Below are 24,004 nucleotides of genomic sequence, written 5' to 3' on the forward strand. Positions count from 1 at the left end.
GCGCTGACTATTTTCGGACTGGCCGATTTACCCCTGATCAGCGTGATTGAATTGTTCAGCGGTCTGTTGTTACTGATCGCCGGTGCCGAACTGATGGTGCGCGCCGCCGTGCGCCTGGCCGCTCGACTGCATGTGCGGCCGCTGATCATCGGCCTGACCATCGTGGCCCTCGGCAGCAGTGCACCGCAGATGGCGGTCAGCCTGCAAGCCACCCTGGCGCAAAACGCCGACATCGCCGTCGGCAGCGTGATCGGCAGCAGCATCTTCAACATTCTCGTCACCCTCGGGCTCTCGGCGCTGATTATTCCGTTGCGGGTTTCGCGACAATTGGTGCGCCTGGATATTCCACTGATGATCGGCGCCAGCCTGCTGGTGTTCGTGCTGGCGTGGAACGAAGAGTTGAACCGGGGCGACGGCATGATTCTGCTCGCCGCGCTGGTGCTGTACCTGGGCTTGCTGCTGCGCCAGTCGCGGCACTCGGCCCGCCCGACATCGGGGGCTCATGACGTACCGCAGGCACCGTGGTTCAGCAGCCTGCTGATGATCATCGCCGGGCTGGCGATGCTGGTGTTCGCCGGGCGATTGCTGCTTGGCGCCGCGGTGGCGGTCGCGACCGACCTGGGGTTGTCGGAGCGCATCATCGGCCTGACCATCGTCGCCGTCAGCACATCCCTGCCGGAGCTGGCCACGTCGTTGATCGCCGCGTTGCGCGGTCAGCGGGACATCGCGGTGGGCAACGTGATCGGCAGCAACCTGTTCAACCTTTTGGGCGTGCTCGGGCTTACCGCATTGATTGCACCGTCGCCGCTGTCGGTCTCGCCCAACGCCCTGGATTTCGATTTGCCGGTGATGCTCGGGGTAGCGGTGCTGTGCCTGCCGGTGTTCTATTCCGGCTACCGCGTGACGCGCGCCGAAGGCCTGTTGTTTTTGGGTTTGTACCTGGCCTATGGGCTGCACGTGGTGTCGTTCACCACGGGGATGCCGCTGGCCGGCAAGCTTGAACACCTGATGCTGTTTTTCGTCCTGCCGGCGCTGGTGGCGTTTTTGTTGTTCACCTCACTACGCGCCTGGCGTCGCCAACACCACAAGAGGGAATTGCCATGACCGACAACAAAAAGCCTGGCGTTGAAGTCCGCCGCCAAGTGATGGGCGACGCTTTCGTCGATCGTGCCCTGAGCAACGCCACCGAGTTCACTCAACCTTTGCAGGACTTCGTCAATGAGCATGCGTGGGGCGGTGTGTGGAACCGCGAAGGTTTGCCGCTCAAAACCCGCAGCCTGATCACCCTCGCTGCGCTGACTGCATTGAAGTGCCCGCAAGAATTGAAAGGCCATGTGCGCGGTGCGCTGAACAACGGCTGCACCGTGGAAGAGATTCGCGAAGCGCTGCTGCATTGCGCGGTGTATGCCGGCGTGCCGGCGGCGATCGATGCGTTTCGGGCGGCGCAGGAAGTGATTGATAGCTACCAGAAGCCGGAGTAATCGTCGGAATTTGTGTTGATTATTCTGGAGAACACCGCAGCTCCCGAGGTTAAATCCACCCACCCCACTGCAACAAAAAGATCCCGATGTTGGTGGTGACCGCCGCCATCAGCGTGGTAATCACGATGATCGCCGCCGCCAGTTCATGATTGCCATTGGCCTGCCGAGCCATGACGAAACTGGCCGCGGCGGTCGGGCTGCCGAAGTACAGAAACAGAATCCCCAACTCCGCCCCGCGAAAGCCGCAGAGCCAGGCACCCAGCGTCGCCAACACCGGCAGGCCGATCATTTTCACCAGGCTTGAACTCAGCGCCATCGTGCCACTTTTGCGCATCGCCGCCAGCGACAACGTGCCACCGATGCAGATCAGCGCCAACGGCAAGGTGGTTTGCGCCAGGTATTGGCCGGACTTCTCCAGCCATCCCGGCAAGCCGATCTGGAACCAGGCAAATGGCGCCGCCGCCAACACACTGATGACCAGCGGATTGACCATCACACTTTTGCAAATGCTCAACGGGTCAGACTTGATCACCGGGCTGTAAACCGCCAGCACAATGGTCGAGAGCGTGTTGTAAAACAGGATCACCAGCGCCGCGAGAATCGCCCCGAGGGAAATCCCGTAAGCGCCATACATACTCGCCGCCAGCGCCAGGCCGATCACCCCGTTGTTGCCACGAAATGCGCCTTGGGTGTAAATGCCCCGGTCTTCGCGCGGGCACTTCCAGATCGCCCAGCCCCAAGCGATGGCGAAACACACCAGCGTCGCGACCGAGAAGTAGATCAGCAGTGCCGGTTGCAGCGCGGCGTGCAGGTCGGCATGCAAGATGCCCAGAAACAGCAACGCGGGCATGGTGACGTTGAACACCAGGGCCGACGCGGTATGAATGAAGTTGTCGTTGATCCAGTCGATGCGCTTGAGCAACACACCCAGAAACAGCATGGCGAACACCGGCGCGGTGATGTTCAGGGTTTCGAGGAAGATAGCCAGCATGCCGGAGGAACCTTGGGTGGGCGTCGTTAGGGGGCTAATGATAAGCCACCGGAGACATCGGCGTCTGGTAGGGCATCATCGCGAGCAGGCGATGAGCAACCTGTGGCGAGGGAGCTTGCTCCCGCTGGACTGCGCAGCAGGCCCATTTTGGGGGCCGCTTCGCGCCCCAGCGGGAGCAAGCTCCCTCGCCACAGGATCAGGTAATCGGCGCCGGATTGAACAAGGTAATGTCGTTATGCAGCTTATGCTGCTGCGCCCACGTCTGTTTCTTGCCGCTGGCCACGTCCAGATAGTAGTGGAACAACTCCCAGCCAAGCTCTTCAATCGACGCTCGCCCGGTAGCAATTCGCCCTGCATCGATGTCGATCAGGTCCGGCCAGCGCTGCGCCAGTTCTGTGCGGGTCGAAACTTTCACCACCGGCGCCATCGCCAACCCATAAGGCGTACCACGCCCGGTGGTGAACACATGCAGGTTCATCCCCGCCGCCAACTGCAACGTCCCACAGACAAAATCACTGGCCGGGGTCGCGCAGAAAATCAGCCCTTTGCGCTTGAATCTCTCACCCGGGCCAAGCACTCCGTTGATCGCGCTGCTGCCGGATTTGACGATCGAACCCAAGGACTTCTCGACAATGTTCGACAACCCGCCCTTCTTGTTTCCCGGCGTGGTATTAGCGCTGCGATCCGCTTCGCCCTTGGCCAGGTAACGGTCGTACCAGTCCATTTCCCGCACCAGCTCCTCGGCGACTTCTTTGCTTTCGGCCCGAGAGGTCAGCAGATAAATGGCATCGCGCACTTCGGTGACTTCGGAAAACATCACCGTCGCCCCCGCCCGCAGCAACAGGTCCGAGGCATAACCCAGCGCCGGGTTGGCGGTGATCCCGGAGAACGCATCGCTACCGCCGCACTGCATGCCGAGGATCAGCTCGGACGCCGGCACGGTTTCCCGGCGGCGCTGATCGAGCTTCTTCAAGCGGGTTTCGGCCAGCGCCATGATCTGCTCGATCATCTCGGTGAAGCCGTGGCTGGAATCCTGCAAGCGATACAGCCACGGCTCGCTCAAATCCACCGAGCTGTCGTTCTCGTGCATCACCTGCCCGGCCTGCAATTTCTCGCAGCCCAGGCTGATCACCAACGCCTCGCCCCCCAGGTTCGGGTTGCGCGCCAGGTTGCGCACGGTGCGGATCGGGATGTACGCGTCGGTGGCGGTGATCGCCACGCCACAGCCGTAACTGTGGGTGAGCGCCACCACGTCATCGACGTTCGGGTACTTGGGCAGCAATTCGTCCTTGATGCGTTTCACCGCGTGATCCAGCACCCCGGTGACGCACTGTACGGTGGTGGTAATGCCCAGAATATTGCGCGTGCCGACGGTACCGTCGGCGTTGCGATAACCCTCGAAAGTGAAGCCTTCCAGCGGTGCCTGCGCGGCCGGCACTTCGGTGGACAGCGGCAAGCTGTCCAGTGGCGGCGCGACGGGCATGCGCAATTGATCTTCCTTGACCCAGCTGCCGCGAGGAATCGGCTGTAACGCGTAGCCAATCGTCTGGCCGTAACGAATCACCTGCCCGCCCTCGGGAATGTCTTCCAGGGTGACCTTGTGGCTCTGCGGCACAAAATCCACAGTCACCAGGCCATCGGGAAACTCGGTGCCGGCCGGCACGCCCTGATCGTTGACCACGATCACCACATTGTCCCGCTCGTGCAGGCGGATGTAGCGCGGCGAGTCGGAATGTTCAATCAACTGCATGACGCCGCTCCTCAGGAATGCGCTTCAGATAACTTATTGTTGGTTTCAGGACCGCTGACTGGCGGCTCTTTGAGCACCACGCGTTTAATCGGACCGACGATCACCAGGTAGCTGAACACTGCCACCAACGCGTTGCAACCGACAAACACCAGCGCCCATTTGAACGAGCCAGTGGAGCTGATGATGTAGCCGATGACAATCGGCGTGGTGATCGACGCAAGGTTGCCGAAGGTGTTGAACAGGCCACCACTGAGACCGGCGATCTGTTTCGGCGAGGTGTCGGACACCACCGCCCAGCCCAGCGCACCGACGCCTTTGCCGAAGAAAGCCAGGGCCATGAAGCCGACGACCATCCATTCCACGTCCACGTAGTTGCAAGCCACGATGCTGCTGGAAACCAGCAGACCGGCGATGATCGGCGCTTTGCGGGCGAAGGTCAGCGAGTGGCCTTTGCGCAACAGGTAATCGGAAATCACCCCGCCGAGCACCCCACCGATAAACCCGCAGATCGCCGGCAACGAGGCAATGAAACCGGCCTTGAGGATGGTCATGCCACGTTCTTGCACCAGGTACACCGGAAACCAGGTCAGGAAGAAGTAGGTGATACCGTTGATGCAGTACTGGCCCAGATACACGCCGAGCATCATGCGGTTAGTGAGCAGTTGGCGGATGTAGTCCCACTTCGGACCGTCGCCTTTTTTGCCTTTGCCTTTGTCCTGGTCCATATCGACCATGCCGCCGTTGTCGGCGATGTGCTTGAACTCGGCGTCGTTGATCATCGGGTGCTGGCGCGGGCTGTGGATAACCTTCAGCCAGATCCCCGAGAAGATGATGCCGATCACGCCCATGACGATGAACACGTGCTGCCAGCCGAAGCTGTAAACGATCCAGCCCATCAGCGGTGCGAACAACACAGTGGCAAAGTATTGCGCCGAGTTGAAGATCGCAGACGCTGTACCGCGCTCAGCCGTCGGGAACCAGGCCGCCACGATACGTGCGTTGCCGGGGAAAGATGGCGCTTCGGCCAGGCCCACCAGAAAGCGCAGCATGAACAGCGCGACGACAGCGGTGGAAAGCCCGAACTCACCGACATAGCCTTGCAGCACGGTGAACAGCGACCAGGTGAAGATGCTCAGGGCGTAGATTTTTTTCGAACCGAAACGGTCCAGCAGCCAGCCACCGGGAATTTGCCCGGCCACGTAGGCCCAACCGAATGCGGAGAAGATATAACCGAGGGTGACCGCGTCGATGCCGAGGTCTTTTTGCAGGCTGGAGCCGGCGATTGCGATGGTAGCCCGGTCGGCGTAGTTGATCGTGGTCACCAGAAACAGCATGAGCAGGATCAAATAGCGGACGTGAGTCGGCTTGGTCGATTGCATGTAGATGTACTCCCACTGATTATTTTTATGCGCGGGTGAATCTGTTGTGTTGCGGTATCGATGCCGATACCGCGGTGTTTCGTGTCAGGAACCGATGTAGCTAGTCTTCACGACCGTGTAGAACTCTTGTGCATAGCGACCTTGCTCACGTGAGCCATAGGATGAACCTTTACGCCCACCAAACGGAACGTGGTAATCCACACCGGCGGTCGGCAGATTGACCATCACCATCCCGGCCTGGGAGTGGCGCTTGAAGTGGTTGGCGTACTTCAGCGACGTGGTGGCGATGCCCGCCGACAGGCCGAACTCGGTGTCGTTGGCCATGGCCAGTGCCGCCTCGTAATCCGCTACGCGAACGACGTTGGCCACCGGGCCGAAGATCTCTTCACGGCTGATGCGCATCGCAGCTGTGCTGTCGGCAAACAGCGTCGGGGCGAGGAAGTAGCCCTCGGTGTCGCAGGTCACCAGACCACCACCACTGACCAGACGCGCACCTTCGCCCTGGCCGATGTCGATGTACTTCATGTCTTGTTCAAGCTGAGCTTGCGATACCACCGGACCGATATCGGTACCGGATTTCAACGCGTGACCGACCTTGATCGACTTCATGCGCTCGGCCATGGCTTCGACAAACTTGTCATGAATGCCTGCGGTGACGATGAAGCGGCTCGACGCGGTGCAACGCTGGCCGGTGGAATAGAACGCGCTCTGTACCGACAGCTCGACCGCTTGCTTGAGGTCGGCATCGTCGAGAATGATCTGCGGGTTCTTGCCGCCCATTTCCAGCTGCACCTTGGCCTGGCGCGACACGCAGCTAACAGCGATCTGGCGACCCACGCCCACGGAACCGGTGAAGCTGATGCCATCAACTTTCGGGCTCTGCACCAGCGCATCGCCAACCACGCGACCACTGCCCATCACCAGGTTGAACACGCCGGCCGGGAAGCCTGCGCGGGAAATGATTTCCGCCAGTGCCCAGGCGCAGCCCGGTACCAGATCCGCCGGTTTCAGTACGACGCAGTTGCCGTAGGCCAGGGCCGGAGCAATTTTCCAGGCCGGGATCGCAATCGGGAAGTTCCACGGGGTGATCAGGCCGACCACTCCGAGGGCTTCGCGGGTGACTTCGACGTTTACGCCCGGACGCACCGACGGCAGGTAATCGCCGGACAGGCGCAGGCATTCACCGGCGAAAAACTTGAAGATGTTGCCGGCGCGGGTCACTTCGCCGATGGCTTCGGGCAGGGTCTTGCCCTCTTCCCGGGCCAGCAAGGTACCGAGTTCTTCGCGACGGGCGAGGATTTCGCTGCCGACTTTATCCAGGGAATCGTGGCGAGCCTGAATGCCCGACGTCGACCAGGCCGGGAACGCGGCGCGGGCGGCGTCGATGGCGGCGTGGACCTGAGCCAGATCGGCCTTGGCGTAGTCGCCGATGGTATCGGTCAACTCCGACGGGTTGATGTTGGCCGAGTAATCGGCACCCGAGACCCATTCACCATTGATGTAGTTGTCGTAACGCTTTGCATCAGCCACTTGAAGATCTCCTCACGCAAGAAGCCGCTGATTGCTCAGCGGCCTTGGTTTTATCGGGTGTTACTGCGCGCCTTGCTTGTCGATCAGCGCGGCGAGCATTTCGTACTCTTCGCCCGTCAGATCGGTCAGCGGTGCACGCACCGGGCCTGCGTCATAGCCGGCGATTTTTGCCCCGGCCTTGACGATGCTCACCGCGTAACCGGCCTTGCGGTTACGGATGTCCAGGTACGGCAGGAAGAAGTCATCGATGATTTTGCCGACGGTGGCGTGATCGTCGCGGGCGATGGCATGGTAGAAATCCATCGCGGTTTTCGGGATGAAGTTGAACACCGCCGACGAATAAACCGGCACGCCCAGCGCCTTGTAGGCCGCGGCGTAGACTTCAGCGGTCGGCAAACCGCCCAGGTAGCTGAAGCGATCGCCGAGGCGACGACGGATCGACACCATCAACTCGATATCACCCAGACCATCCTTGTAACCGATCAGGTTCGGGCAGCGTTCGGCCAGACGTTCCAGCAGCGGCGCGGTCAGGCGGCAGACGTTGCGGTTGTAAACCACCACGCCGATGTTCACCGATTTGCACACCGCTTCAACGTGGGCGGCAACGCCGTCCTGGCTGGCTTCAGTCAGGTAATGCGGCAGCAGCAACAGGCCCTTGGCGCCCAGGCGCTCGGCTTCCTGTGCGTATTCGATGGCCTGGCGGGTGGCACCACCGACACCGGCCAGGATCGGCACGCTGCTGGCGCAAGTGTCGACGGCCGTCTTGATGATTTCCGAATATTCGCTGGCCGCCAGAGAGAAGAACTCACCGGTGCCGCCCGCGGCGAACAATGCCGAGGCGCCGTATGGGGCCAGCCATTCGAGACGCTTGATGTAGCCCGCGCGATGGAAATCGCCCTGAGCATTGAAGTCGGTGACCGGGAACGACAGCAAGCCGGAAGAGAGGATGGACTTCAGTTCTTGTGGATTCATTATTCGAACACCCTGGGGTAGCAACGTTGTGTGAGAAAACCGTTCAGCCTTCGCCGAAGTTGTAGGTCATCGTACAACTTAAAATGCAACCGTCAACTGCATTTCATCGCCCGCCCATGAAATTTGGACAAAAAAATCCCTGGAAGGCAGCGGTAGTCGCTGCATCTGCTGCCGCAGAGCGTACGAAGGTAAGTGATACGTTGTCGGAAGAGATGGTCTTCAAACGCAGTGCAGGGTTCAAACTTCGAGCGAGACGAAGCCATGACCACTCGATCTGAATGAACGCGCGAGATAAATCGCTTCAGGAGCTTGACTCCGGCTGCACGTCGATGCGGCCAATTTTGCCATTCAGAGGAGATTCATCATGGCGCTTGCAGCCCCTATTCTTATTTTGAAACTGTCCAAGCTCGAAGATCGATTGGAAATCCGCATCCCGGATTCCGCCTATCCGTTCACATTAAACGAGGCTTTTGCGATTTTGGAAGATCAGGAGCACGGGAAATGGCACGGTGAAAAAGTCCGGACCGGAGACGATGACGACAATAGAACGCCAGATCTGACGGTGTATGTCCCCAAAAAAGAACTGGAGAAGCGCGTGAACCAGACTGTCACGCTAACTTACCAAGTCGGGGGGAAACCGAGCCCCAAGACAGTTCTTCGATAATGCTTCGCATCCAGCCGTAGCTCGCCCCTGCAAAGGTGTCCCGGTTTCGCCCTAGACAAGTCTGCTTCCACGGTTTCATTTCGGCACAAATAATGTGTCGACGTAGAACACGTGTGGGAGCGGGCTTGCTCGCGAAGGCGTTATTCCAGGCGCAACGGAAAGTGAAAATGCACACTGACCGTTCATCGAAACTGTTATTTCTAACAGTTTTAAGCAGTCCCTGAACAAGGCTAAATCGCCGCTCAATCACTGCTCAGGTCAGCGCTCATGAAAATAACACATCGATTTAAATTTCCGCCCGATGCTCCTCAGCAGCCTCGGGACATGCCAATGGAATTCGACCTCCACGTGAACATCGGAGATTGGGTCGAGTTTGAATGGATGTCGGGGTACACCTTGAAAATCATCCAAAAAAAATTCACGGTGTTGGGCAACAACTCCATTAAGTACATCGATTACGATACGGAGCTGGTGTTGCCTGAACGCACCTAACCCCGCTGCGCCTCTGCCTCTTCATGGGCATGGCGCAGCCGCTCCCGGCTATTCGTCAAATGCAACCGCATCGCCGCCCGCGCTGCATCCGAATCCTGACGCGCAATCGCATCGTAAATCTCTTCATGCTCACGGCTCAGGCGACTCATGTAGTGCTGCTGATCATCATGGGCCAGGCGCGCGGAGTTCAGGCGCGTTCGCGGAATAATGCTGGTGCCCAGGTGGGTCATGATGTCGGTGAAATAGCGGTTGCCCGTCGCCAGGGCGATTTGCAGGTGGAACTGGAAGTCGGAAGCCACGGCATCGCTGGCATGGGAGACACTTTCATTCAATGCATCCAGCGCCGCGCGCATCAACGCCAGTTGCTCGGGGCTGCGACGTTGCGCGGCGAGGCCGGCGGATTCCACTTCCAGGCTGATGCGCAATTCAAGAATCGCCAACACATCACGCAAGGTCACCACGGTGGCCGGATCAATACGGAAACCGCTCGGGCTCGGGGTATCGAGTACGAAGGTGCCAATGCCGTGACGGGTTTCAACCTGGCCTGCGGCCTGCAAACGGGAAATCGCTTCGCGCACCACGGTGCGACTGACGCCATGGGCATCCATGATCGCCGACTCGGTGGGCAACTTGTCGCCACGCTTGAGGTGACCGTCGCGGATCTGCTCGGACAGCACCGTCACCAGTTCCTGAGCGAGGCTGCGGCGCTTGCGAGGGAGGCGTGGTGCGTCGATCGGGTTTTCCATGGTGAACGTCTGTCTCGAAAAAAGCGGCTGAAACCGCATCATAGCTCAACGCGGTTGTACGATCACCGTCGGTGAACGCCGGCCCTTGTGGGAGGCCTGTGGCGAGGGGGCTTGCCCCCGTTGGACTGCGCAGCAGTCCCTTGAACTTGGGGCCGCTTCGCGCCCCAACGGGGGCAAGACCCCTCGCCACAAAAGCTCGCTCCTACAGAGGTGGTGGAATTCAGGCGGTCACGGTCTGATCCACCAGATGCCCATTCTCGATACGCACATGCCGTGGATGGAAGCGCTTCAGGCTGCTGCGATGCCCGACGCTGACAATGCTCAAGCCCGGCAATTCATCGATCAACGCCTGATACAGCGACGCTTCATCCTCTTCGTCCATTGCCGAAGTGGCTTCGTCCATGTACAGCCATTGCGGCGCATACAGCAGCGCACGGGCGAAGGCCAGACGTTGCTGCTCACCCGGTGAGAGCATGCGCTGCCAGTGGTTGGCTTCATCCAGACGCGAAACCAGGTGCGGCAAGCGGCAGGTTTCCAGCACGTGAACGTAGTGCTCGTGCGGGTAGGTGTCGCCGGGCTGTGGATAACTCAGCGCCTCGCGCAAGGTGCCAATCGGCAGATACGGTTTTTGCGGCAGGAACAGATAACGCCCCGTCGGCAGACGGATGCTGCCGTGGCCGGCCGGCCAAAGGTGCCCCATCGCCCGCAGCAACGTCGATTTGCCGCTGCCGGAACGACCGCTGAGCATGACGCGCTCGCCCTCCTCCACGGTCATGTCGGCGTTGGTCAGCAGATGACGACCGTCAGCGAGGTCGAGGCCAAGGTTGTGCACCTTCAACGCCGAGCCCTGGTTATGCACATCGATGGCCGGTGCGCGCTCTTCGTTGTCGGTCATGCCCTGACGGAAACTCAGTAGACGATCACAGGTGGCACGCCACTCGGCGAGGTCCTGGTACGCGCTGATGAACCAGCTGAAGTTCTCCTGCACGTTGCCGAACGCCGAGTTGATTTGCATCAGCTCACCGAGCTCGATCTTGCCGGCGAAGTAACGCGGCGCGGCGACCATGAACGGGAAGATGATCGCGATCTGGGCATAACCGGAGGTGAAGAAGGTCAGGCGCTTGGACACTTTCATAATGTCCCAGAAATTGTGCCAGACCAGCCCGAAACGGCTGCTCAAGCGACGATTCTCATTGGGCTCGCCGTTGTACAACGCAATGCTCTCGGCATTCTCGCGGACCCGCACCATGGAGAAACGCAAGTCGGCTTCGAAACGTTGCTGGTTGTTGTTGAGGCCGATCAAGCGACGACCGATCACATGTGTCAGCCAGCTGCCGACGGCGGCATAAACCAGCGCGCACCAGAACATGTAGCCGGGGATGGTGAAGCCAAACACTTCGATACTGCCCGACACGCCCCACAAAATGATCGAGAACGACACCAGGCTGACGACGTTACGGATCAAACCAAGGCCCAGGCCCAAGGTGTTGGTGGTGAATTTATTGAGGTCTTCGGAAATCCGCTGGTCCGGGTTATCGGTGTAACCGCCCTGCTCCAGATGGTAGTAATTCTTGTCGCCGAGCCAGCGGGCGAAGTGTTTCTCGGTGAGCCAGGCCCGCCAGCGAATGGTCAGCATCTGGGTCAGGTAGAGCCTGTACACCGCGCCAAGAATCGCCACGGCCGCGATGCCGCAGAAATACAGGATCAATTGCCAGAACGCCGCTTCGTCCTTCTTCTGCAGGGCGTTGTAGAAATCCTTGTACCAACTGTTGATCCACACCGAAATCGCCACGCTGAACAACGACAACGCGATCACGGCGATCAGCAGCGTCCAGGCCTTGCCCTTCTCTTCGCTGCGCCAGTAAGGCGTGGTCATCGCCCAGACTTTGCGAAAAAACTGCCCGCGCACAGCATCGTTGACCGCGGAATATTCAGCGTTCTGATTCATGGAAAAGGCTCGATAAAGAAAAGAACACACATGAACCGATCATAAAGGATCGGTTCGTGTTATCGCGAGGGCTGGCGATAATCGTTCAGCGCCCGTTCAGCGACGGACCGGGCGTTTCTGCAGTTTGCGCTGCAGCGTGCGGCGGTGCATGCCCAGGGCGCGGGCGGTGGCGGAGATGTTGCCTTCGTGCTCGGTCAATACGCGCTGGATGTGCTCCCACTGGAGGCGGTCCACGGACATCGGGTTTTCCGGCACCAGGGTATCGAGGTCGGCGTGCTCGGAGAGCAACGCGGCCAGCACGTCATCGGCGTCCGCCGGTTTGCACAGGTAATTGCAGGCGCCGCGCTTGATCGCCTCGACGGCGGTGGCAATGCTCGAGTAACCGGTGAGGATCACCACGCGCATGTCCGGGTCGAGTTCGAGCAGCTTGGGCAGCAACACCAGGCCCGAATCGCCGTCCATTTTCAGGTCCAGCGCGGCGTAATCCGGGATGTCGGCCTGGGCGATGGTCAGGCCTTCTTCGGCGGACCCTGCGGTACTCACGCGAAAACCACGGCGGGCCATGGCGCGGGCCATCACACGGGTGAAGGTTGCGTCGTCGTCTACCAGCAGCAAATGCGGCAGTTCTTCGCCTTCGACTTGGATCTCGTCACTCATGTTCGTCTCCTCGGGCGACACGGGGCAGGCGCAGCTCGGTGAGCGTACCGCCTTCCTCATGACTATAGAGTTTCACTGAGCCGCCGGCGCGTGTCACGCTGGCCTTGCTCAAAAAAAGGCCCAGGCCGAAACCTTTGCCCTTGGTGGTAAAAAACGGTTTGCCGATCTGTTCGGCAATGGCCAATGGCACACCGGCGCCATGGTCGCGAATGCTGATGGTCAAGTCCTCGGCATTCCAGTCCAGCGTCACTTGCAAGCCTTCGGGGCAAGCGTCGGCGGCGTTGTTCAGCAAATTCAGCAGCGCCTGGGTCAGGTCCGGCGGCGGCGCCATGCGCGGCACCGCGCCTTGGCCCAGGCGCTGGAAGCGATAACTGGCTTCCGGGCGCATCAAGTGCCAGCGGTTCAGGGCTTCGTCGAGCCAGTCGGTGACGTCTTGCATCTCCACCGCCAGACGACGATTGGCTTCCGCCGCCCGAACCAACTGCTGCAAGGTTTCTTTGCAGAGTTTGACCTGATCCTGCAACACGCTCAAATCGTCCTGCAACAGCGGGTCGGGATGGTCCTGGCGCATTTCCTTGAGCAGCACGCTCATGGTCGCCAACGGCGTGCCCAACTCATGAGCGGCGCCGGCAGCCTGGGTCGCGACGGCCAGCAATTGCTGATCCCGCAGGCCTTCTTCGCGACGAATGGCGCGCAATTCTTCCTGACGACGCAGCTCTTCGGCCATGCGGGCGGCGAAGAACGTGATGACCGCCGCCGCCAGGGCGAAACTCAGCCACATGCCGTAGATCTGCAGGTTCTCCCGGGCGATCGGGAACGTTTCCAGCGGATAGAACCGCGCCAGCAGCAACGTATACAACGCCAGCGCGATACCCGACAGAATCACCGAATAGCGCCACGGCAACGTCACGGCGGCGATGGTCAACGGCACCAGGTAATAAGAGACGAACGGGTTGGTCGAACCGCCGGAGAAATACAGCAAGGCACTGTGGATAAACAGGTCGCAGGCCAGTTGCACGGCGTATTCGAGCTCGGTCACCGGCCACGATGTACGCAGGCGAATCGCCGTCAGCGCGCAGAGCACCATGGAAAAACCGAGGGTGATCGCCAATTGCATCCAGGGCAACGGCAACAGGTCGAACCAGTAGGCCAGGCCTACGGAACCGGCTTGAGCGGCCAGCACCAACGTGCGGATGAACGTGAGCCGCCAGAGATTCTGGCGAGTGGCGGAAGTGATTTGGACGGGGGCGAGCATGAGCTCTCCTGATGAGCGCTCCAGGCGGATCGCACGGAGTATAACCAAGCCGCGGGCTTGAGAGGCGAAAGTGCGGCAAACGACCACAGTGACCAGCCATCTATCTGCGACGAGTAACCCTGTGGCGAGGGGGCTTGCCCCCGTTGGACTGCGAAGCAGTCCTAAAACCAGCCACCATGTTTTATCAGACAAACCACATCAGTCTAGCTGCGACTGCTGCGCAGCCGAACGGGGGCAAGCCCCCTCGCCACAGGGTCACCAGCCTTCCATCTGTATAGAAGTTGTAACTGGGCGAACCGGATCGTTGAAGCTAGAGTCTGATGGGTTCACGCAGGCTCGGACCCTAACCCCTGCGCACCGTCCAAGGAGTTTTTCATGCACACATTGCGCCGAAGCGCCGCTCTTCTTGCCTTAAGCGTTGGCACCGTCGCCAGCCTCCCGGCCCTGGCCGTCGACGAGCTGCATTACAACCAGATCTCCCTGCGCGCTGAAGTCAGTCAGGAAGTGGCCCGTGACTTGATGATCGTGACCCTCTACACCGAAGAGCAAAACAGCGACCCGGCCAAACTCGCCGCCGATGTCAGCACCACCATGAACAAGGCACTGGCCCAGGCTAAAGAAGTCAAAGACATCACCCTGCGTCAGGGCAGCCGCAACAGCTACCCGATCTACGACACCAAAGGCCAGAAAATCACCGGCTGGCGTGAACGCGCCGAACTGCGCCTGGAAAGCTCGAACTTCGCCGCCCTGTCCAAACTCACCGGCGAATTGCTCACCGACCTGAAAATGGGCGGCATGGACTTCGCCATCGCGACGCCAACCCGCAAAGCCAGCGAAGACGCCCTGCTCAAAGAAGCCGTGACCGCCTTCAAGTCCCGCGCCCAACTGGCCACCGATGCCTTGGGCGGCAAGAGCTACAAAATCGTCAACCTGAACCTCAACAGCAACGGTTATCCACAGCCGTACATGCGCGGGCCGATGATGATGAAAGCCGCTGCCATGGATTCAGCGCCAGTGACACCCGAGGTTGAAGCGGGCACCAGCCAGGTCAGCATGACGGCGGATGGGGCGATTGAAGTGTTGATGCAGTGATTGGTAAGGGTTGAACGAAAACCGGCGATCAATAAGTGATCGCCGGTTTTTTTTGCCCTGAAGAAATGGAGTTTGTCCGTCAGGCCTTGTGTAGATTGATCTGCCGTCAATCGCGGGCAAGTCGAACGATAACGCGGTCTACGTCTACGCCGGATCGACGTTATCCAACGCCCGATTCACCGCCAGTTCCGCCAGCATGATGATCTGTTGAATCGCCAACACTGTATTGCGCTGCGGGCCGATCAGGTTCGTGGCGAAATCACTGGCCAGGACACTGGCCGAGGCCAATGACTCGCAGGCTTGTGCCAGCAGGCTTTCGGTATCCATGTTGGGGGCAATCATATACATCGTGCTGGGACGACGGGGTTTTGCGGCATAGGGGACGGGTGGATCGAGGTAGTAATCGAGGGCGCGTTTTATGGCTTCGCGGTCTTTGAGTAATTCTTCGGTGCGCGAAGCTTCGGCGTTGGGGGTGGTGGTGTTGAAGGGTGGGTCCGGGATTAACTTATCCATGCAATTTTCCTTTTGAAGTTGGAGCCATCAATTTCCGATCTCACTCGGCGAAGAGGTGGCAGCTATGTGCGGTGTGAGATTACCGGCAAAAGGAACCCGGCCAGACCGAGGTCTGCCCGCACACAGCCGCCATAACGCATTTGCTGGCAGCGGATAAGCTGGCGGCAATTATGGAGTGGCTCGCGTGGGTTTCCAATCGTTTAGCCGGGATCTCACTCCCGATCACTGAGTTTTCAGCGACAGCCAAAGATTAGAGGCACTGCTTCCTACCCGGCAACCTGAAAAATGCGTGGGAAAGCTCTGTGTTTCTTACACATCATTCAACACAAAAAATGGAACGCAGAGCATCCCGGGCGGCATGCCTACACAAAATGGACTGCACCAAAAAACTCGGACTTCCCCTACACCCAAAACCGAATCCGCCGGCATCTCTACTTGGGTTCTCTCGCCAAAGTCTCCCGTTCCAAGGAACGGGACACGAGCGTGAAAAAACTCATACCCAAAGGCCTTCGCGAGCAGGCTCCCACAGTTCGACTGGGTAAATCTGAGAGAGACTGGTCGGCTAGAAGGCCGCCAAGCCAACAACCAGCTTGAATATGCCGAGATAGAGGGGGCTCCCTTACAAACGGATATTTCCGTCAATCTCACCAACAACGCTACCCTCAGGAAAACACCGCCGCCAAACCCTCGGGGACTCCATGGAAAGAACCACCGTCAAACCACTTCTACTTGCCTTTACCCTCGCCACAATCGCCACCACCGCCTCACTCGCCCAAGCCGCCACCACCCTGGTCTACTGCTCCGAAGCCAGCCCCGCCGGCTTCGACCCCAGCCAATACACCAGCGGCACCGACTTCGACGCCTCCGCCGAAACCGTCTTCAACCGCCTCACCCAATTCAAACGCGGCGGTACCGAAGTCGAACCCGGCCTGGCCACAAGTTGGGATGTCTCTCAGGATGGCCTCACCTACACCTTCCACCTGCGCGACGGCGTGAAATTCCACACCACCGACTACTTCACCCCCATCCGCGACTTCAACGCCGACGACGTGCTGTTCACCTTCCAGCGCCTGCTCGACCCGGACAACGCCTTCCGCAAGGCCTACCCCGCCGAGTCGCCGTACTTCACCGACATGGGCCTGAACACCACGATCAAAAGCATCGACAAGATCGACGACCACACCGTGCGCTTCAGCTTGAACAACATCGACGCCGCGTTCGTGCAAAACCTCGCCATGAGCTTCGCCTCGGTGCAGTCCGCCGAGTACGCCGCCCAACTGTTAAAGGAAGGCAAAGCCGCCGACCTCAACCAGAAACCGGTCGGCACCGGCCCATTCGTGTTCAAGCGCTATCAGAAGGACTCGCAGATACGCTACGCCGCCAACAAGGCCTACTGGAAACCCGAGGACGTGAAACTCGACAACCTGATTTTCTCGATCACCCCGGACGCCGCCGTGCGCTTGCAAAAACTCAAGGCCGGCGAGTGCCAGGTCAGCGGTTACCCGCGCCCGGCGGACATCGACGTCATGGAGAAAGACCCGAACCTGACCGTGCTCAAACAGGCCGGTTTCAACCTCGGCTTCCTCGCTTACAACGTGACCCACCCGCCGTTGGATCAGCTCAAGGTGCGTCAGGCGCTGGACATGGCCATCGACAAGCCGGCGATCATCAAGGCTGTCTACCAGAGTGCCGGGCAACTGGCACAAAACGCCTTGCCACCGGCGCAATGGTCGTATGACCCAACCATTAAAGACGCCCCCCACGACCCGACCAAGGCACGAGCGCTACTGAAAGAAGCAGGGGTCGCACCCGGTACCACCATTAATTTGTGGGCCATGACCGTGCAGCGCGCCTCCAACCCGAATGCGCGGATGTCGGCGCAGATGATCCAGCAGGATTGGGAGAAAGTCGGGATCAAGGCCAACATCGTCAGCTATGAATGGGGCGAGTACATCAAGCGCGCCAAGAATGGCGAACACGACGCGATGATCTACGGCTGGACCGGCGACAATGGTGACCCGGACAACTGGCTCGGCGTGCTCTACAGCTGCGCTGCGGTGAAAGGTAGCAATTACGCCAAATGGTGTGACCCGGCCTACGACAAACTGGTACAGCAAGCCAAGGTGTCCACGGACAAACAGCAGCGGGTCAAACTGTACCAGCAGGCACAGCAAATCCTTAAACAACAAGTACCTATCACACCGATTGCCAACTCGACGGTGTTCCAGCCACTGCGCAAGGAAGTCACCGACTTCAAGATCAGCCCGTTTGGCCTCACACCGTTCTATGGCGTGGGTATAAATAAGTAACACCAGGCTCCAACCGGGTGCATCAAACGCCCCGGTTGCCCCTTGTCGGTGCGCGATTTGCACCGTAAAAAACCTGCGCAAACGGTCAAATGTGCGGGAATTTATACATATGCGACATTAAGGTACGTTCGTGCCACTGTTTAAGGTTTGCAGCCATTCCGGATCTTGCATTGGGTATGGCCCCTGCATAAGTATCCGCAGGTCGACTCACGAGGTCGTCCTCTAATCCAAAAATGACAACAAATCATGAGGCCACCATGCTTAAACACGCGGTCATTCCGTTTTTAGTCGGCGCAAGCCTGTTAGCCAGCGCACCTTTCGCCCAAGCGGCGACTAACCTGGTGTTCTGCTCCGAAGGGAGCCCGGCCGGTTTCGACCCTGGTCAGTACACCACCGGAACCGACTTCGACGCCTCTGCAGAAACCATGTTCAACCGCCTGACCCAGTTCGAGCGCGGCGGCACCGCCGTTGTTCCTGGCCTGGCGACCAAGTGGGACATTTCCGATGACGGCCTGACTTACACCTTCCACCTGCGTGAAGGCGTCAAGTTCCACACCACCCCGTATTTCAAGCCGACTCGTGAGTTCAACGCCGACGACGTGCTGTTCACCTTTAATCGCATGCTCGATCCACAGCAACCCTTCCGTAAGGCTTATCCGACCGAGTTCCCGTATTTCAACGGAATGAGCCTGAACAAGAACATCGCCAAGGTCGAGAAGACCGGGCCGCTGACCGTGGTGATGACGCTCAACAGCGTCGACGCCGCGTTCATCCAGAACATCGCCATGAGCTTCGCCGCCATCCTCTCGGCCGAATACGCCGACCAGTTGCTGGCATCCGGCAAGCCGAGCGAGATCAACCAGAAGCCGATCGGCACCGGGCCTTTCGTGTTCAAGAGTTACCAGAAAGACTCCAACATCCGTTACAGCGGCAACAAGCAGTACTGGGACCCGAGCCGGGTCAAGCTCGACAACCTGATTTTCGCCATCAACACCGACGCCTCGGTGCGGGTGCAGAAGCTCAAGGCCAACGAATGCCAGATCACCCTGCACCCGCGCCCCGCCGATGTGACGGCACTGAAGAACGACCCGAAGCTCAAGCTCATCGAAAAGCCCGGCTTCAACCTCGGTTACATCGCCTATAACGTGCGGCACAAACCGTTCGATCAGCTCGAAGTGCGCCAGGCGCTGGACATGGCGGTGAACAAGCAAGGCATTCTCAACGCCGTCTATCAAGGCGCCGGTCAACTGGCGGTCAATGCCATGCCACCGACCCAGTGGTCCTACGACGACACCATCAAAGACGCCGCCTACAACCCGGAAAAAGCCAAGGAACTGCTCAAGGCTGCCGGCGTGAAGGAAGGCACCGAGATCACCCTCTGGGCCATGCCGGTCCAGCGTCCGTATAACCCCAACGCCAAGTTGATGGCCGAAATGCTCCAGGCGGACTGGGCGAAAATCGGCCTCAAGGTCAAGATCGTCAGCTACGAATGGGGTGAGTACATCAAGCGCACCAAGAACGGCGAGCACGACATCAGCCTGATCGGCTGGACCGGTGACAACGGCGATCCGGACAACTGGCTCGGCACGCTGTACAGCTGCGATGCCATTGGTGGCAACAACTACTCCATGTGGTGTGATCCGGCTTACGACAAGCTGATCAAGCAAGCCAAGGTCGTGACCGATCGCGATCAGCGCACCGTGCTCTACAAACAGGCGCAGCAGTACCTCAAGCAGCAGGTACCGATCACGCCCGTCGCCCATTCAACGGTTAACCAGCCGTTGAGCGCCAAAATCGAAGGATTCAAGGTGAGCCCTTTCGGTCGTAACGTGTTCTCGGGTGTCAGTATCGACCAATAACCGATTAGCCATAAACGCTGGGGGCGAGTTCCGCCCTCATGCAAGCGTATTGCCGTAATTCGACAATCTGGCCTATAGCAAACGTTTGCCTTGCGTTGAATGAGTTCAAACCAAATAGCCGGATCACCAAAAAAAGACCGGCATTAAAAAAGAAAGTAAGGAGCTTCAACCATGAAACTGAGCAGCACCGCGTTACTGGCCTTGGCCATCAGCAGCGTGACCGCCACGGCGTACGCAGAATCCCAGAGCCAGGCGTACACGCCGGTTACCGTTAAAGAGAAAAGTGCCCAGAGCGAAGCCACTGGCTTTGTCGAAGGCCAATCCATCACCGGCAGCACGCGTAACTGGTACGCCAACGAGCAATTGAAGCGCGGCGGCAAGTTCGCTTACAAGAAGGACGGTGTATCGACCCCGACTGATCGTCGTATCAACTGGGTTCAGGGCACTATCGTCAAGTACAACTCCGGTTTCACTGAAGGCACCGTGGGTTTCAGTACTGAAGTGGCAGCCTACAACGCCATTGCCCTGGAACGTGATCGCGAGAACCTGGCATCCAACAACGGCGGCGCACCGACCACTCGTCCTGGCGCGGGCAATAACCGTACGCTGACCAAGGAAGGCGGCGATGCCGTCGGCCAGTGGAGCAAACTGGGCCTGGCCAACGTCAAGGCCCGTATCTCCAACACCACGCTGACCGCCGGCCGCCAGAACTTCAGCAGCCCGCAGGTAGACGTCATCGGTAACCGTGCCCTGCCTTCGAGCTTCGAAGGTGTGACCCTGCACAGTGAAGAGCTGGAAAACCTGACCTTCGACCTCGGTACGTTCGATCGTAACTCTCCGCGTACTGAACAAAGCCAGCGCAAATTCCGTTCCGAATACGGCGACACCAATGCCGAAGCCGATCACGTCCACACTGCCGGTATCACCTACCAGCCATTCGCCAGCCTGACCACCAGCCTTTGGGGCACCCAGGCTGAAGACCTGTGGAACCAGTACTACTTCGGCGCCACCCATGTACTGGGCGATAGCTCGATCCTGAGCCTGACCACCGGCCTGAACTACTACAAAACCGTGGACGAAGGTAAAGCCAAGCTCGGCGAGATCGACAACGACACCTACTCCCTGTCGTTCGGCCTGACCCACCAGGCCCACAGCCTGACCTTCTCCTACCAGGAAGTGAACGGTAACGAGTACTTCGACTACCTGCACGAAACCAACGGCATCTACCTGGCCAACTCCCTGCTGTCGGACTTCAACGGCCCGAACGAGAAGTCCTTCCAGATCGCCTACGGCCTGAACATGGCCGAATACGGCGTGCCAGGCCTGAAGTTCAACATCTACCAGGCTCGCGGCTGGGGTATCGACGGCACTCACTACACCGGCAACGGCGGCGTAGCAGGCAAGGGTTACGACGGTATCCAGGCCCAGGATGGCGAAACCCATTACGAATACGGTATCGGTGCGACCTACGCCCTACAGAGCGGCCCGCTGAAGGCCACCACTGTTCGCGCAACCTACACCGCTCACCGTGCCAGCGAAAACCAGGCGGATGGCAGCATCAACGAGTTCCGTCTCGTGACCACCATCCCGTTCAACATTTTGTAAAACGCACGCCGGCGGCTGACTCATGACGAGTTGGCCGTTCGGTTTTTTCCTGTTCAACCGATTGCAGAGGGTTCTTGATGAAAATGCTTCCCCTACGAGCGGCCGTCGCTGCCGCATTGCTGAGTGTCGCTGTTGGCGTCTCGGCCAAACCCTTGGTGGTCTGTACCGAAGCCAGCCCGGAAGGCTTCGATATGGCCCAGTACACGACTGCAGTCACAGCCGACGCAGTGGCCGAAACCATCTTCAATCGCCTGGCGGACTTCAAGCCCGGCACCACTGAAGTGATTCCGGCGCTGGCCGAATCCTGGGACATCAGCGAAGACGGCCTGACCTACACGTTCCACCTGCGCAAAGGCGTCAAGTTTCACACCACCGAATACTTCAAGCCGACCCGCGACATGAACGCCGACGACGTGGTCTGGAGCTTCCAGCGTCAGCTGGACCCGAATCACCCATGGCACAAGCTGTCGAGCGTGGGCTTCCCGTACTTTGAGAGCATGGGCTTCAAGGAACTGCTCAAAAGCGTAGAGAAAGTCGACGACAACACGGTCAAGTTCACCCTGACCCGCCGCGAAGCGCCGTTCCTGGCCGACATCGCCATGGCCTTCTCCTCGATCTACTCCGCCGAGTACGCCGATCAACTGCTCAAGGCCAACAAGACCGGCGACCTGAACAACAAACCGGTCGGCACCGGCCCGTTCATCTTCCAGCGTTACGCCAAGGACGCCCAGGTGCGTTTCAAGGCCAACCCGGACTACTTCCGTGGCAAGCCACCGGCTGATGCGCTGGTCCTGGCGATTGCCACCGACAACAACGTGCGCCTGCAAAAGCTCAAGGCCAACGAGTGCCAGATCGCGCTGTATCCAAAACCGGATGACATCCCGAGCATCAAGAAAGACACCAACCTGAAGGTTGATGAGCTGAACGCGATGACCGTCTCCTATGTCGCCATGAACACCACACGCAAGTACATAAGCGACGTACGGGTGCGTAAAGCCATCGACATCGCGTTCGACAAAGAGGCATATGTCAACGCGCTGTTCGGCAAAGGCAATGCGACGGTGGCGGTCAACCCTTATCCGGATACCCTGCTGGGTTACAACCATAAACTGACCAACCCACCGCGTGACCTCGACAAGGCGCGCGCCCTGCTCAAGGAAGCCGGTGTGCCGGATGGCACCGTGTTCACCCTGTTCACCCGTAACGGCGGCGGACCGACCAACCCTAATCCGATGCTCGGCGCACAAATGATGCAGGCAGATCTGGCCAAGGTCGGAATCAAGGTCGATATTCGTGTCATGGAATGGGGCGAAATGCTCAAGCGCGCAAAGAACGGCGAGCACGATATGGTGTCCGCCGGTTGGGCAGGCGATAACGGCGACCCGGATAACTTCCTGACGCCTATGCTCAGTTGTGAGGCCGCCAAGAACGGCGAAAACTACGCTCGCTGGTGCAATGAAAAGTTCCAGACGCTGATCGACGAAGCACGGGCGAAAGTGAACCCGGCCGAACGCACGGCGCTCTACGAACAAGCCCAGGACGTTTTCAATCAGGACCAGCCATGGATCAGCATGGCGCACACCCGGATGTTCACCGCCATGCGCAACAACGTAGAGGGCTATCACATTAGCCCCCTCACCACTAATAACTTCGCCACCACCCAGGTGAAGTAGATAAGAAACTCCCGGCATCGCTGACCCCAGCGCTGCCGGGCACGCCTAACCGGCTGATGAGGTACCACACAAGATGTTTAGTTTTATTGCCCGCCGATTGGGGTTATTGATCCCCACATTCTTCGGCATCACCTTGCTGACTTTCGCGTTGATTCGCATGATTCCGGGCGACCCCGTGGAAGTGATGATGGGCGAACGTCGGGTCGACCCTGAAATGCATGCTCAGGCAATGGAACGCCTAGGTCTGAACAAACCCCTGTATGCCCAATACCTGGATTACATTGGCAAACTGGCCCACGGCGATCTCGGCGAATCCTTGCGTACCCGTGAAAGCGTCTGGACCGAATTCAGCTCTCTATTCCCCGCGACCCTGGAACTGGCCTCGGCCGCCATGTTGTTCGCCGGCATCCTGGGCCTTCTGGCCGGGGTGATCGCGGCACTCAAGCGAGGGTCCCTGTTCGACCATGGGGTGATGGGCATTTCCCTCACGGGTTATTCGATGCCGATCTTCTGGTGGGGCCTGATCCTGATCATGTTCTTCTCGGTGAGCCTGGGCTGGACCCCGGTGTCCGGGCGTATCGACCTGCTCTACGACATCGAGCCGCGTACCGGCTTCATGCTGATCGATACGTTGCTGGCCGATGACGTCGGTGCATTCTTCGATGCCCTGCATCACCTGATTTTGCCGGCCATCGTGCTCGGCACCATCCCGTTGGCGGTGATCGCGCGGATGACCCGTTCGTCGATGCTTGAAGTGCTGCGTGAAGACTACATCCGTACCGCCCGCGCCAAAGGCCTGTCGCCGGCACGCGTGGTGTTCGTCCATGGCCTGCGCAATGCGCTGATCCCGGTACTGACGGTGGTCGGCCTGCAAGTCGGCACGCTGCTGGCCGGCGCGGTCCTGACCGAAACCATCTTCTCCTGGCCCGGCATCGGCAAATGGCTGATCGAAGCCATTGGCGCACGGGACTATCCCGTGGTGCAGAACGGCATCCTGTTAATCGCCTGCCTGGTGATTGTGGTCAATTTCGTAGTGGACATCCTCTACGGCTTTGCCAACCCACGCATCCGTCATCAGCGCTGAGATC

At 59.3% G+C, this 24,004-nt stretch carries 20 protein-coding genes; 10 read left to right on the forward strand and 10 right to left on the reverse strand.

What is annotated here, in order from left to right:
- The first annotated feature begins 42 nt into the window (after positions 1 to 42).
- Positions 43 to 1,104 (forward strand): calcium/sodium antiporter, encoded by a 1,062-nt coding sequence (locus ACZ9BB_RS19920; RefSeq protein ID WP_476215584.1) that lies wholly within the window; start codon positions 43 to 45, stop codon positions 1,102 to 1,104.
- Positions 1,101 to 1,481 carry a carboxymuconolactone decarboxylase family protein gene (locus tag ACZ9BB_RS19925; protein ID WP_476215586.1) on the forward strand — a complete coding sequence of 127 codons (381 nt, stop codon included), beginning with the start codon at positions 1,101 to 1,103 and terminating at the stop codon, positions 1,479 to 1,481. The genes ACZ9BB_RS19920 and ACZ9BB_RS19925 overlap by 4 nt, the downstream gene beginning before the upstream one ends.
- A 49-nt stretch (positions 1,482 to 1,530) precedes the next feature.
- On the opposite strand, the gene ACZ9BB_RS19930 is transcribed toward ACZ9BB_RS19925, so the two are convergent.
- The 5 genes from ACZ9BB_RS19930 to kdgD form a co-directional block, all read right to left on the reverse strand.
- Entirely contained in the window at positions 1,531 to 2,472 is a 942-nt protein-coding gene (locus ACZ9BB_RS19930; protein WP_476215588.1) for an AEC family transporter, read from the reverse strand.
- Between the two features lie 196 nt (positions 2,473 to 2,668).
- Complete coding sequence (garD, locus tag ACZ9BB_RS19935; RefSeq protein ID WP_476215589.1) at positions 2,669 to 4,222, reverse strand: galactarate dehydratase; 1,554 nt, start codon at positions 4,220 to 4,222, stop codon at positions 2,669 to 2,671.
- Between the two features lie 11 nt (positions 4,223 to 4,233).
- Positions 4,234 to 5,607 carry an MFS transporter gene (locus ACZ9BB_RS19940; protein ID WP_476218358.1) on the reverse strand — a complete coding sequence of 458 codons (1,374 nt, stop codon included), beginning with the start codon at positions 5,605 to 5,607 and terminating at the stop codon, positions 4,234 to 4,236.
- A 78-nt stretch (positions 5,608 to 5,685) separates the two neighbouring features.
- Positions 5,686 to 7,131 (reverse strand): aldehyde dehydrogenase family protein, encoded by a 1,446-nt coding sequence (locus tag ACZ9BB_RS19945; protein WP_476215591.1) that lies wholly within the window; start codon positions 7,129 to 7,131, stop codon positions 5,686 to 5,688.
- A gap of 60 nt (positions 7,132 to 7,191) precedes the next feature.
- Positions 7,192 to 8,103, reverse strand: coding sequence for a 5-dehydro-4-deoxyglucarate dehydratase (gene kdgD / locus ACZ9BB_RS19950; RefSeq protein ID WP_476215592.1), 912 nt, complete (start codon positions 8,101 to 8,103; stop codon positions 7,192 to 7,194).
- A 364-nt stretch (positions 8,104 to 8,467) separates the two neighbouring features.
- Here kdgD and ACZ9BB_RS19955 point away from each other — a divergent pair, with 364 nt between their 5' ends.
- Together ACZ9BB_RS19955 and ACZ9BB_RS19960 are read left to right on the forward strand one after the other, a co-directional pair.
- Positions 8,468 to 8,767, forward strand: a complete 300-nt coding sequence (locus ACZ9BB_RS19955) for a hypothetical protein (protein ID WP_476215594.1) — start codon at positions 8,468 to 8,470, stop codon at positions 8,765 to 8,767.
- Between the two features lie 330 nt (positions 8,768 to 9,097).
- The gene (locus tag ACZ9BB_RS19960) at positions 9,098 to 9,259 is read left to right on the forward strand and encodes a hypothetical protein (RefSeq protein ID WP_476215596.1); all 162 of its coding nucleotides are present in this window, start codon (positions 9,098 to 9,100) and stop codon (positions 9,257 to 9,259) included.
- On the opposite strand, the gene ACZ9BB_RS19965 is transcribed toward ACZ9BB_RS19960, so the two are convergent.
- The 4 genes from ACZ9BB_RS19965 to ACZ9BB_RS19980 form a co-directional block, all read right to left on the reverse strand.
- The gene (locus ACZ9BB_RS19965) at positions 9,256 to 10,005 is read right to left on the reverse strand and encodes a FadR/GntR family transcriptional regulator (RefSeq protein ID WP_476215598.1); all 750 of its coding nucleotides are present in this window, start codon (positions 10,003 to 10,005) and stop codon (positions 9,256 to 9,258) included. The two genes, ACZ9BB_RS19960 and ACZ9BB_RS19965, sit on opposite strands and share 4 nt — an antisense overlap.
- Positions 10,006 to 10,225: 220 nt before the next feature.
- The gene (locus tag ACZ9BB_RS19970) at positions 10,226 to 11,953 is read right to left on the reverse strand and encodes an ABC transporter ATP-binding protein/permease (RefSeq protein WP_476215600.1); all 1,728 of its coding nucleotides are present in this window, start codon (positions 11,951 to 11,953) and stop codon (positions 10,226 to 10,228) included.
- Between the two features lie 96 nt (positions 11,954 to 12,049).
- Positions 12,050 to 12,610 (reverse strand): response regulator transcription factor, encoded by a 561-nt coding sequence (locus tag ACZ9BB_RS19975; protein WP_017336511.1) that lies wholly within the window; start codon positions 12,608 to 12,610, stop codon positions 12,050 to 12,052.
- A complete protein-coding gene (locus ACZ9BB_RS19980; protein WP_476215602.1) occupies positions 12,603 to 13,865 on the reverse strand; it encodes an ATP-binding protein in 1,263 nt (420 codons plus the stop codon). The genes ACZ9BB_RS19975 and ACZ9BB_RS19980 overlap by 8 nt, the downstream gene beginning before the upstream one ends.
- 375 nt (positions 13,866 to 14,240) lie before the next feature.
- Between ACZ9BB_RS19980 and ACZ9BB_RS19985 the strand changes: the two genes are divergently transcribed.
- The gene (locus ACZ9BB_RS19985) at positions 14,241 to 14,957 is read left to right on the forward strand and encodes an SIMPL domain-containing protein (RefSeq protein ID WP_476215603.1); all 717 of its coding nucleotides are present in this window, start codon (positions 14,241 to 14,243) and stop codon (positions 14,955 to 14,957) included.
- Positions 14,958 to 15,101: 144 nt separating this feature from the next.
- On the opposite strand, the gene ACZ9BB_RS19990 is transcribed toward ACZ9BB_RS19985, so the two are convergent.
- Positions 15,102 to 15,470: a DUF6124 family protein gene (locus tag ACZ9BB_RS19990; RefSeq protein ID WP_476215605.1), complete on the reverse strand. Its 369-nt coding sequence runs from the start codon at positions 15,468 to 15,470 to the stop codon at positions 15,102 to 15,104.
- A 698-nt stretch (positions 15,471 to 16,168) separates the two neighbouring features.
- On the opposite strand from ACZ9BB_RS19990, the gene ACZ9BB_RS19995 reads away from it, so the two are divergent.
- From ACZ9BB_RS19995 to ACZ9BB_RS20015, 5 genes are all read left to right on the forward strand, one after another.
- Positions 16,169 to 17,779 carry an ABC transporter substrate-binding protein gene (locus ACZ9BB_RS19995; protein WP_476215606.1) on the forward strand — a complete coding sequence of 537 codons (1,611 nt, stop codon included), beginning with the start codon at positions 16,169 to 16,171 and terminating at the stop codon, positions 17,777 to 17,779.
- A gap of 257 nt (positions 17,780 to 18,036) precedes the next feature.
- Positions 18,037 to 19,638, forward strand: coding sequence for an ABC transporter substrate-binding protein (locus ACZ9BB_RS20000; protein ID WP_476215608.1), 1,602 nt, complete (start codon positions 18,037 to 18,039; stop codon positions 19,636 to 19,638).
- 171 nt (positions 19,639 to 19,809) lie between these two features.
- Entirely contained in the window at positions 19,810 to 21,243 is a 1,434-nt protein-coding gene (locus ACZ9BB_RS20005; RefSeq protein WP_476215610.1) for an OprD family porin, read from the forward strand.
- 77 nt (positions 21,244 to 21,320) lie between these two features.
- Positions 21,321 to 22,916 (forward strand): ABC transporter substrate-binding protein, encoded by a 1,596-nt coding sequence (locus ACZ9BB_RS20010; protein WP_476215611.1) that lies wholly within the window; start codon positions 21,321 to 21,323, stop codon positions 22,914 to 22,916.
- A gap of 73 nt (positions 22,917 to 22,989) precedes the next feature.
- Complete coding sequence (locus ACZ9BB_RS20015) at positions 22,990 to 24,000, forward strand: ABC transporter permease subunit (RefSeq protein WP_476215612.1); 1,011 nt, start codon at positions 22,990 to 22,992, stop codon at positions 23,998 to 24,000.
- The last annotated feature ends 4 nt before the right edge of the window (positions 24,001 to 24,004 follow it).

The sequence above is a fragment of the Pseudomonas sp. TE3552 genome, assembly GCF_056278945.1.

Bases quoted from the DNA above. Each gene is read 5' to 3' on its own strand.
- ACZ9BB_RS20015 (WP_476215612.1), top strand. From the start codon at position 22,990: ATGTTTAGTTTTATTGCCCGCCGATTGGGGTTATTGATCCCCACATTC.
- ACZ9BB_RS19960 (WP_476215596.1), top strand. From the start codon at position 9,098: ATGGAATTCGACCTCCACGTGAACATCGGAGATTGGGTCGAGTTTGAA.
- kdgD (WP_476215592.1), bottom strand. From the start codon at position 8,103: ATGAATCCACAAGAACTGAAGTCCATCCTCTCTTCCGGCTTGCTGTCG.
- ACZ9BB_RS19970 (WP_476215600.1), bottom strand. From the start codon at position 11,953: ATGAATCAGAACGCTGAATATTCCGCGGTCAACGATGCTGTGCGCGGG.
- ACZ9BB_RS20010 (WP_476215611.1), top strand. From the start codon at position 21,321: ATGAAAATGCTTCCCCTACGAGCGGCCGTCGCTGCCGCATTGCTGAGT.
- ACZ9BB_RS19975 (WP_017336511.1), bottom strand. From the start codon at position 12,610: ATGAGTGACGAGATCCAAGTCGAAGGCGAAGAACTGCCGCATTTGCTG.
- ACZ9BB_RS19990 (WP_476215605.1), bottom strand. From the start codon at position 15,470: ATGGATAAGTTAATCCCGGACCCACCCTTCAACACCACCACCCCCAAC.
- garD (WP_476215589.1), bottom strand. From the start codon at position 4,222: ATGCAGTTGATTGAACATTCCGACTCGCCGCGCTACATCCGCCTGCAC.
- ACZ9BB_RS20000 (WP_476215608.1), top strand. From the start codon at position 18,037: ATGCTTAAACACGCGGTCATTCCGTTTTTAGTCGGCGCAAGCCTGTTA.
- ACZ9BB_RS19965 (WP_476215598.1), bottom strand. From the start codon at position 10,005: ATGGAAAACCCGATCGACGCACCACGCCTCCCTCGCAAGCGCCGCAGC.
- ACZ9BB_RS19985 (WP_476215603.1), top strand. From the start codon at position 14,241: ATGCACACATTGCGCCGAAGCGCCGCTCTTCTTGCCTTAAGCGTTGGC.
- ACZ9BB_RS19955 (WP_476215594.1), top strand. From the start codon at position 8,468: ATGGCGCTTGCAGCCCCTATTCTTATTTTGAAACTGTCCAAGCTCGAA.
- ACZ9BB_RS19995 (WP_476215606.1), top strand. From the start codon at position 16,169: ATGGAAAGAACCACCGTCAAACCACTTCTACTTGCCTTTACCCTCGCC.
- ACZ9BB_RS20005 (WP_476215610.1), top strand. From the start codon at position 19,810: ATGAAACTGAGCAGCACCGCGTTACTGGCCTTGGCCATCAGCAGCGTG.
- ACZ9BB_RS19925 (WP_476215586.1), top strand. From the start codon at position 1,101: ATGACCGACAACAAAAAGCCTGGCGTTGAAGTCCGCCGCCAAGTGATG.
- ACZ9BB_RS19930 (WP_476215588.1), bottom strand. From the start codon at position 2,472: ATGCTGGCTATCTTCCTCGAAACCCTGAACATCACCGCGCCGGTGTTC.
- ACZ9BB_RS19980 (WP_476215602.1), bottom strand. From the start codon at position 13,865: ATGCTCGCCCCCGTCCAAATCACTTCCGCCACTCGCCAGAATCTCTGG.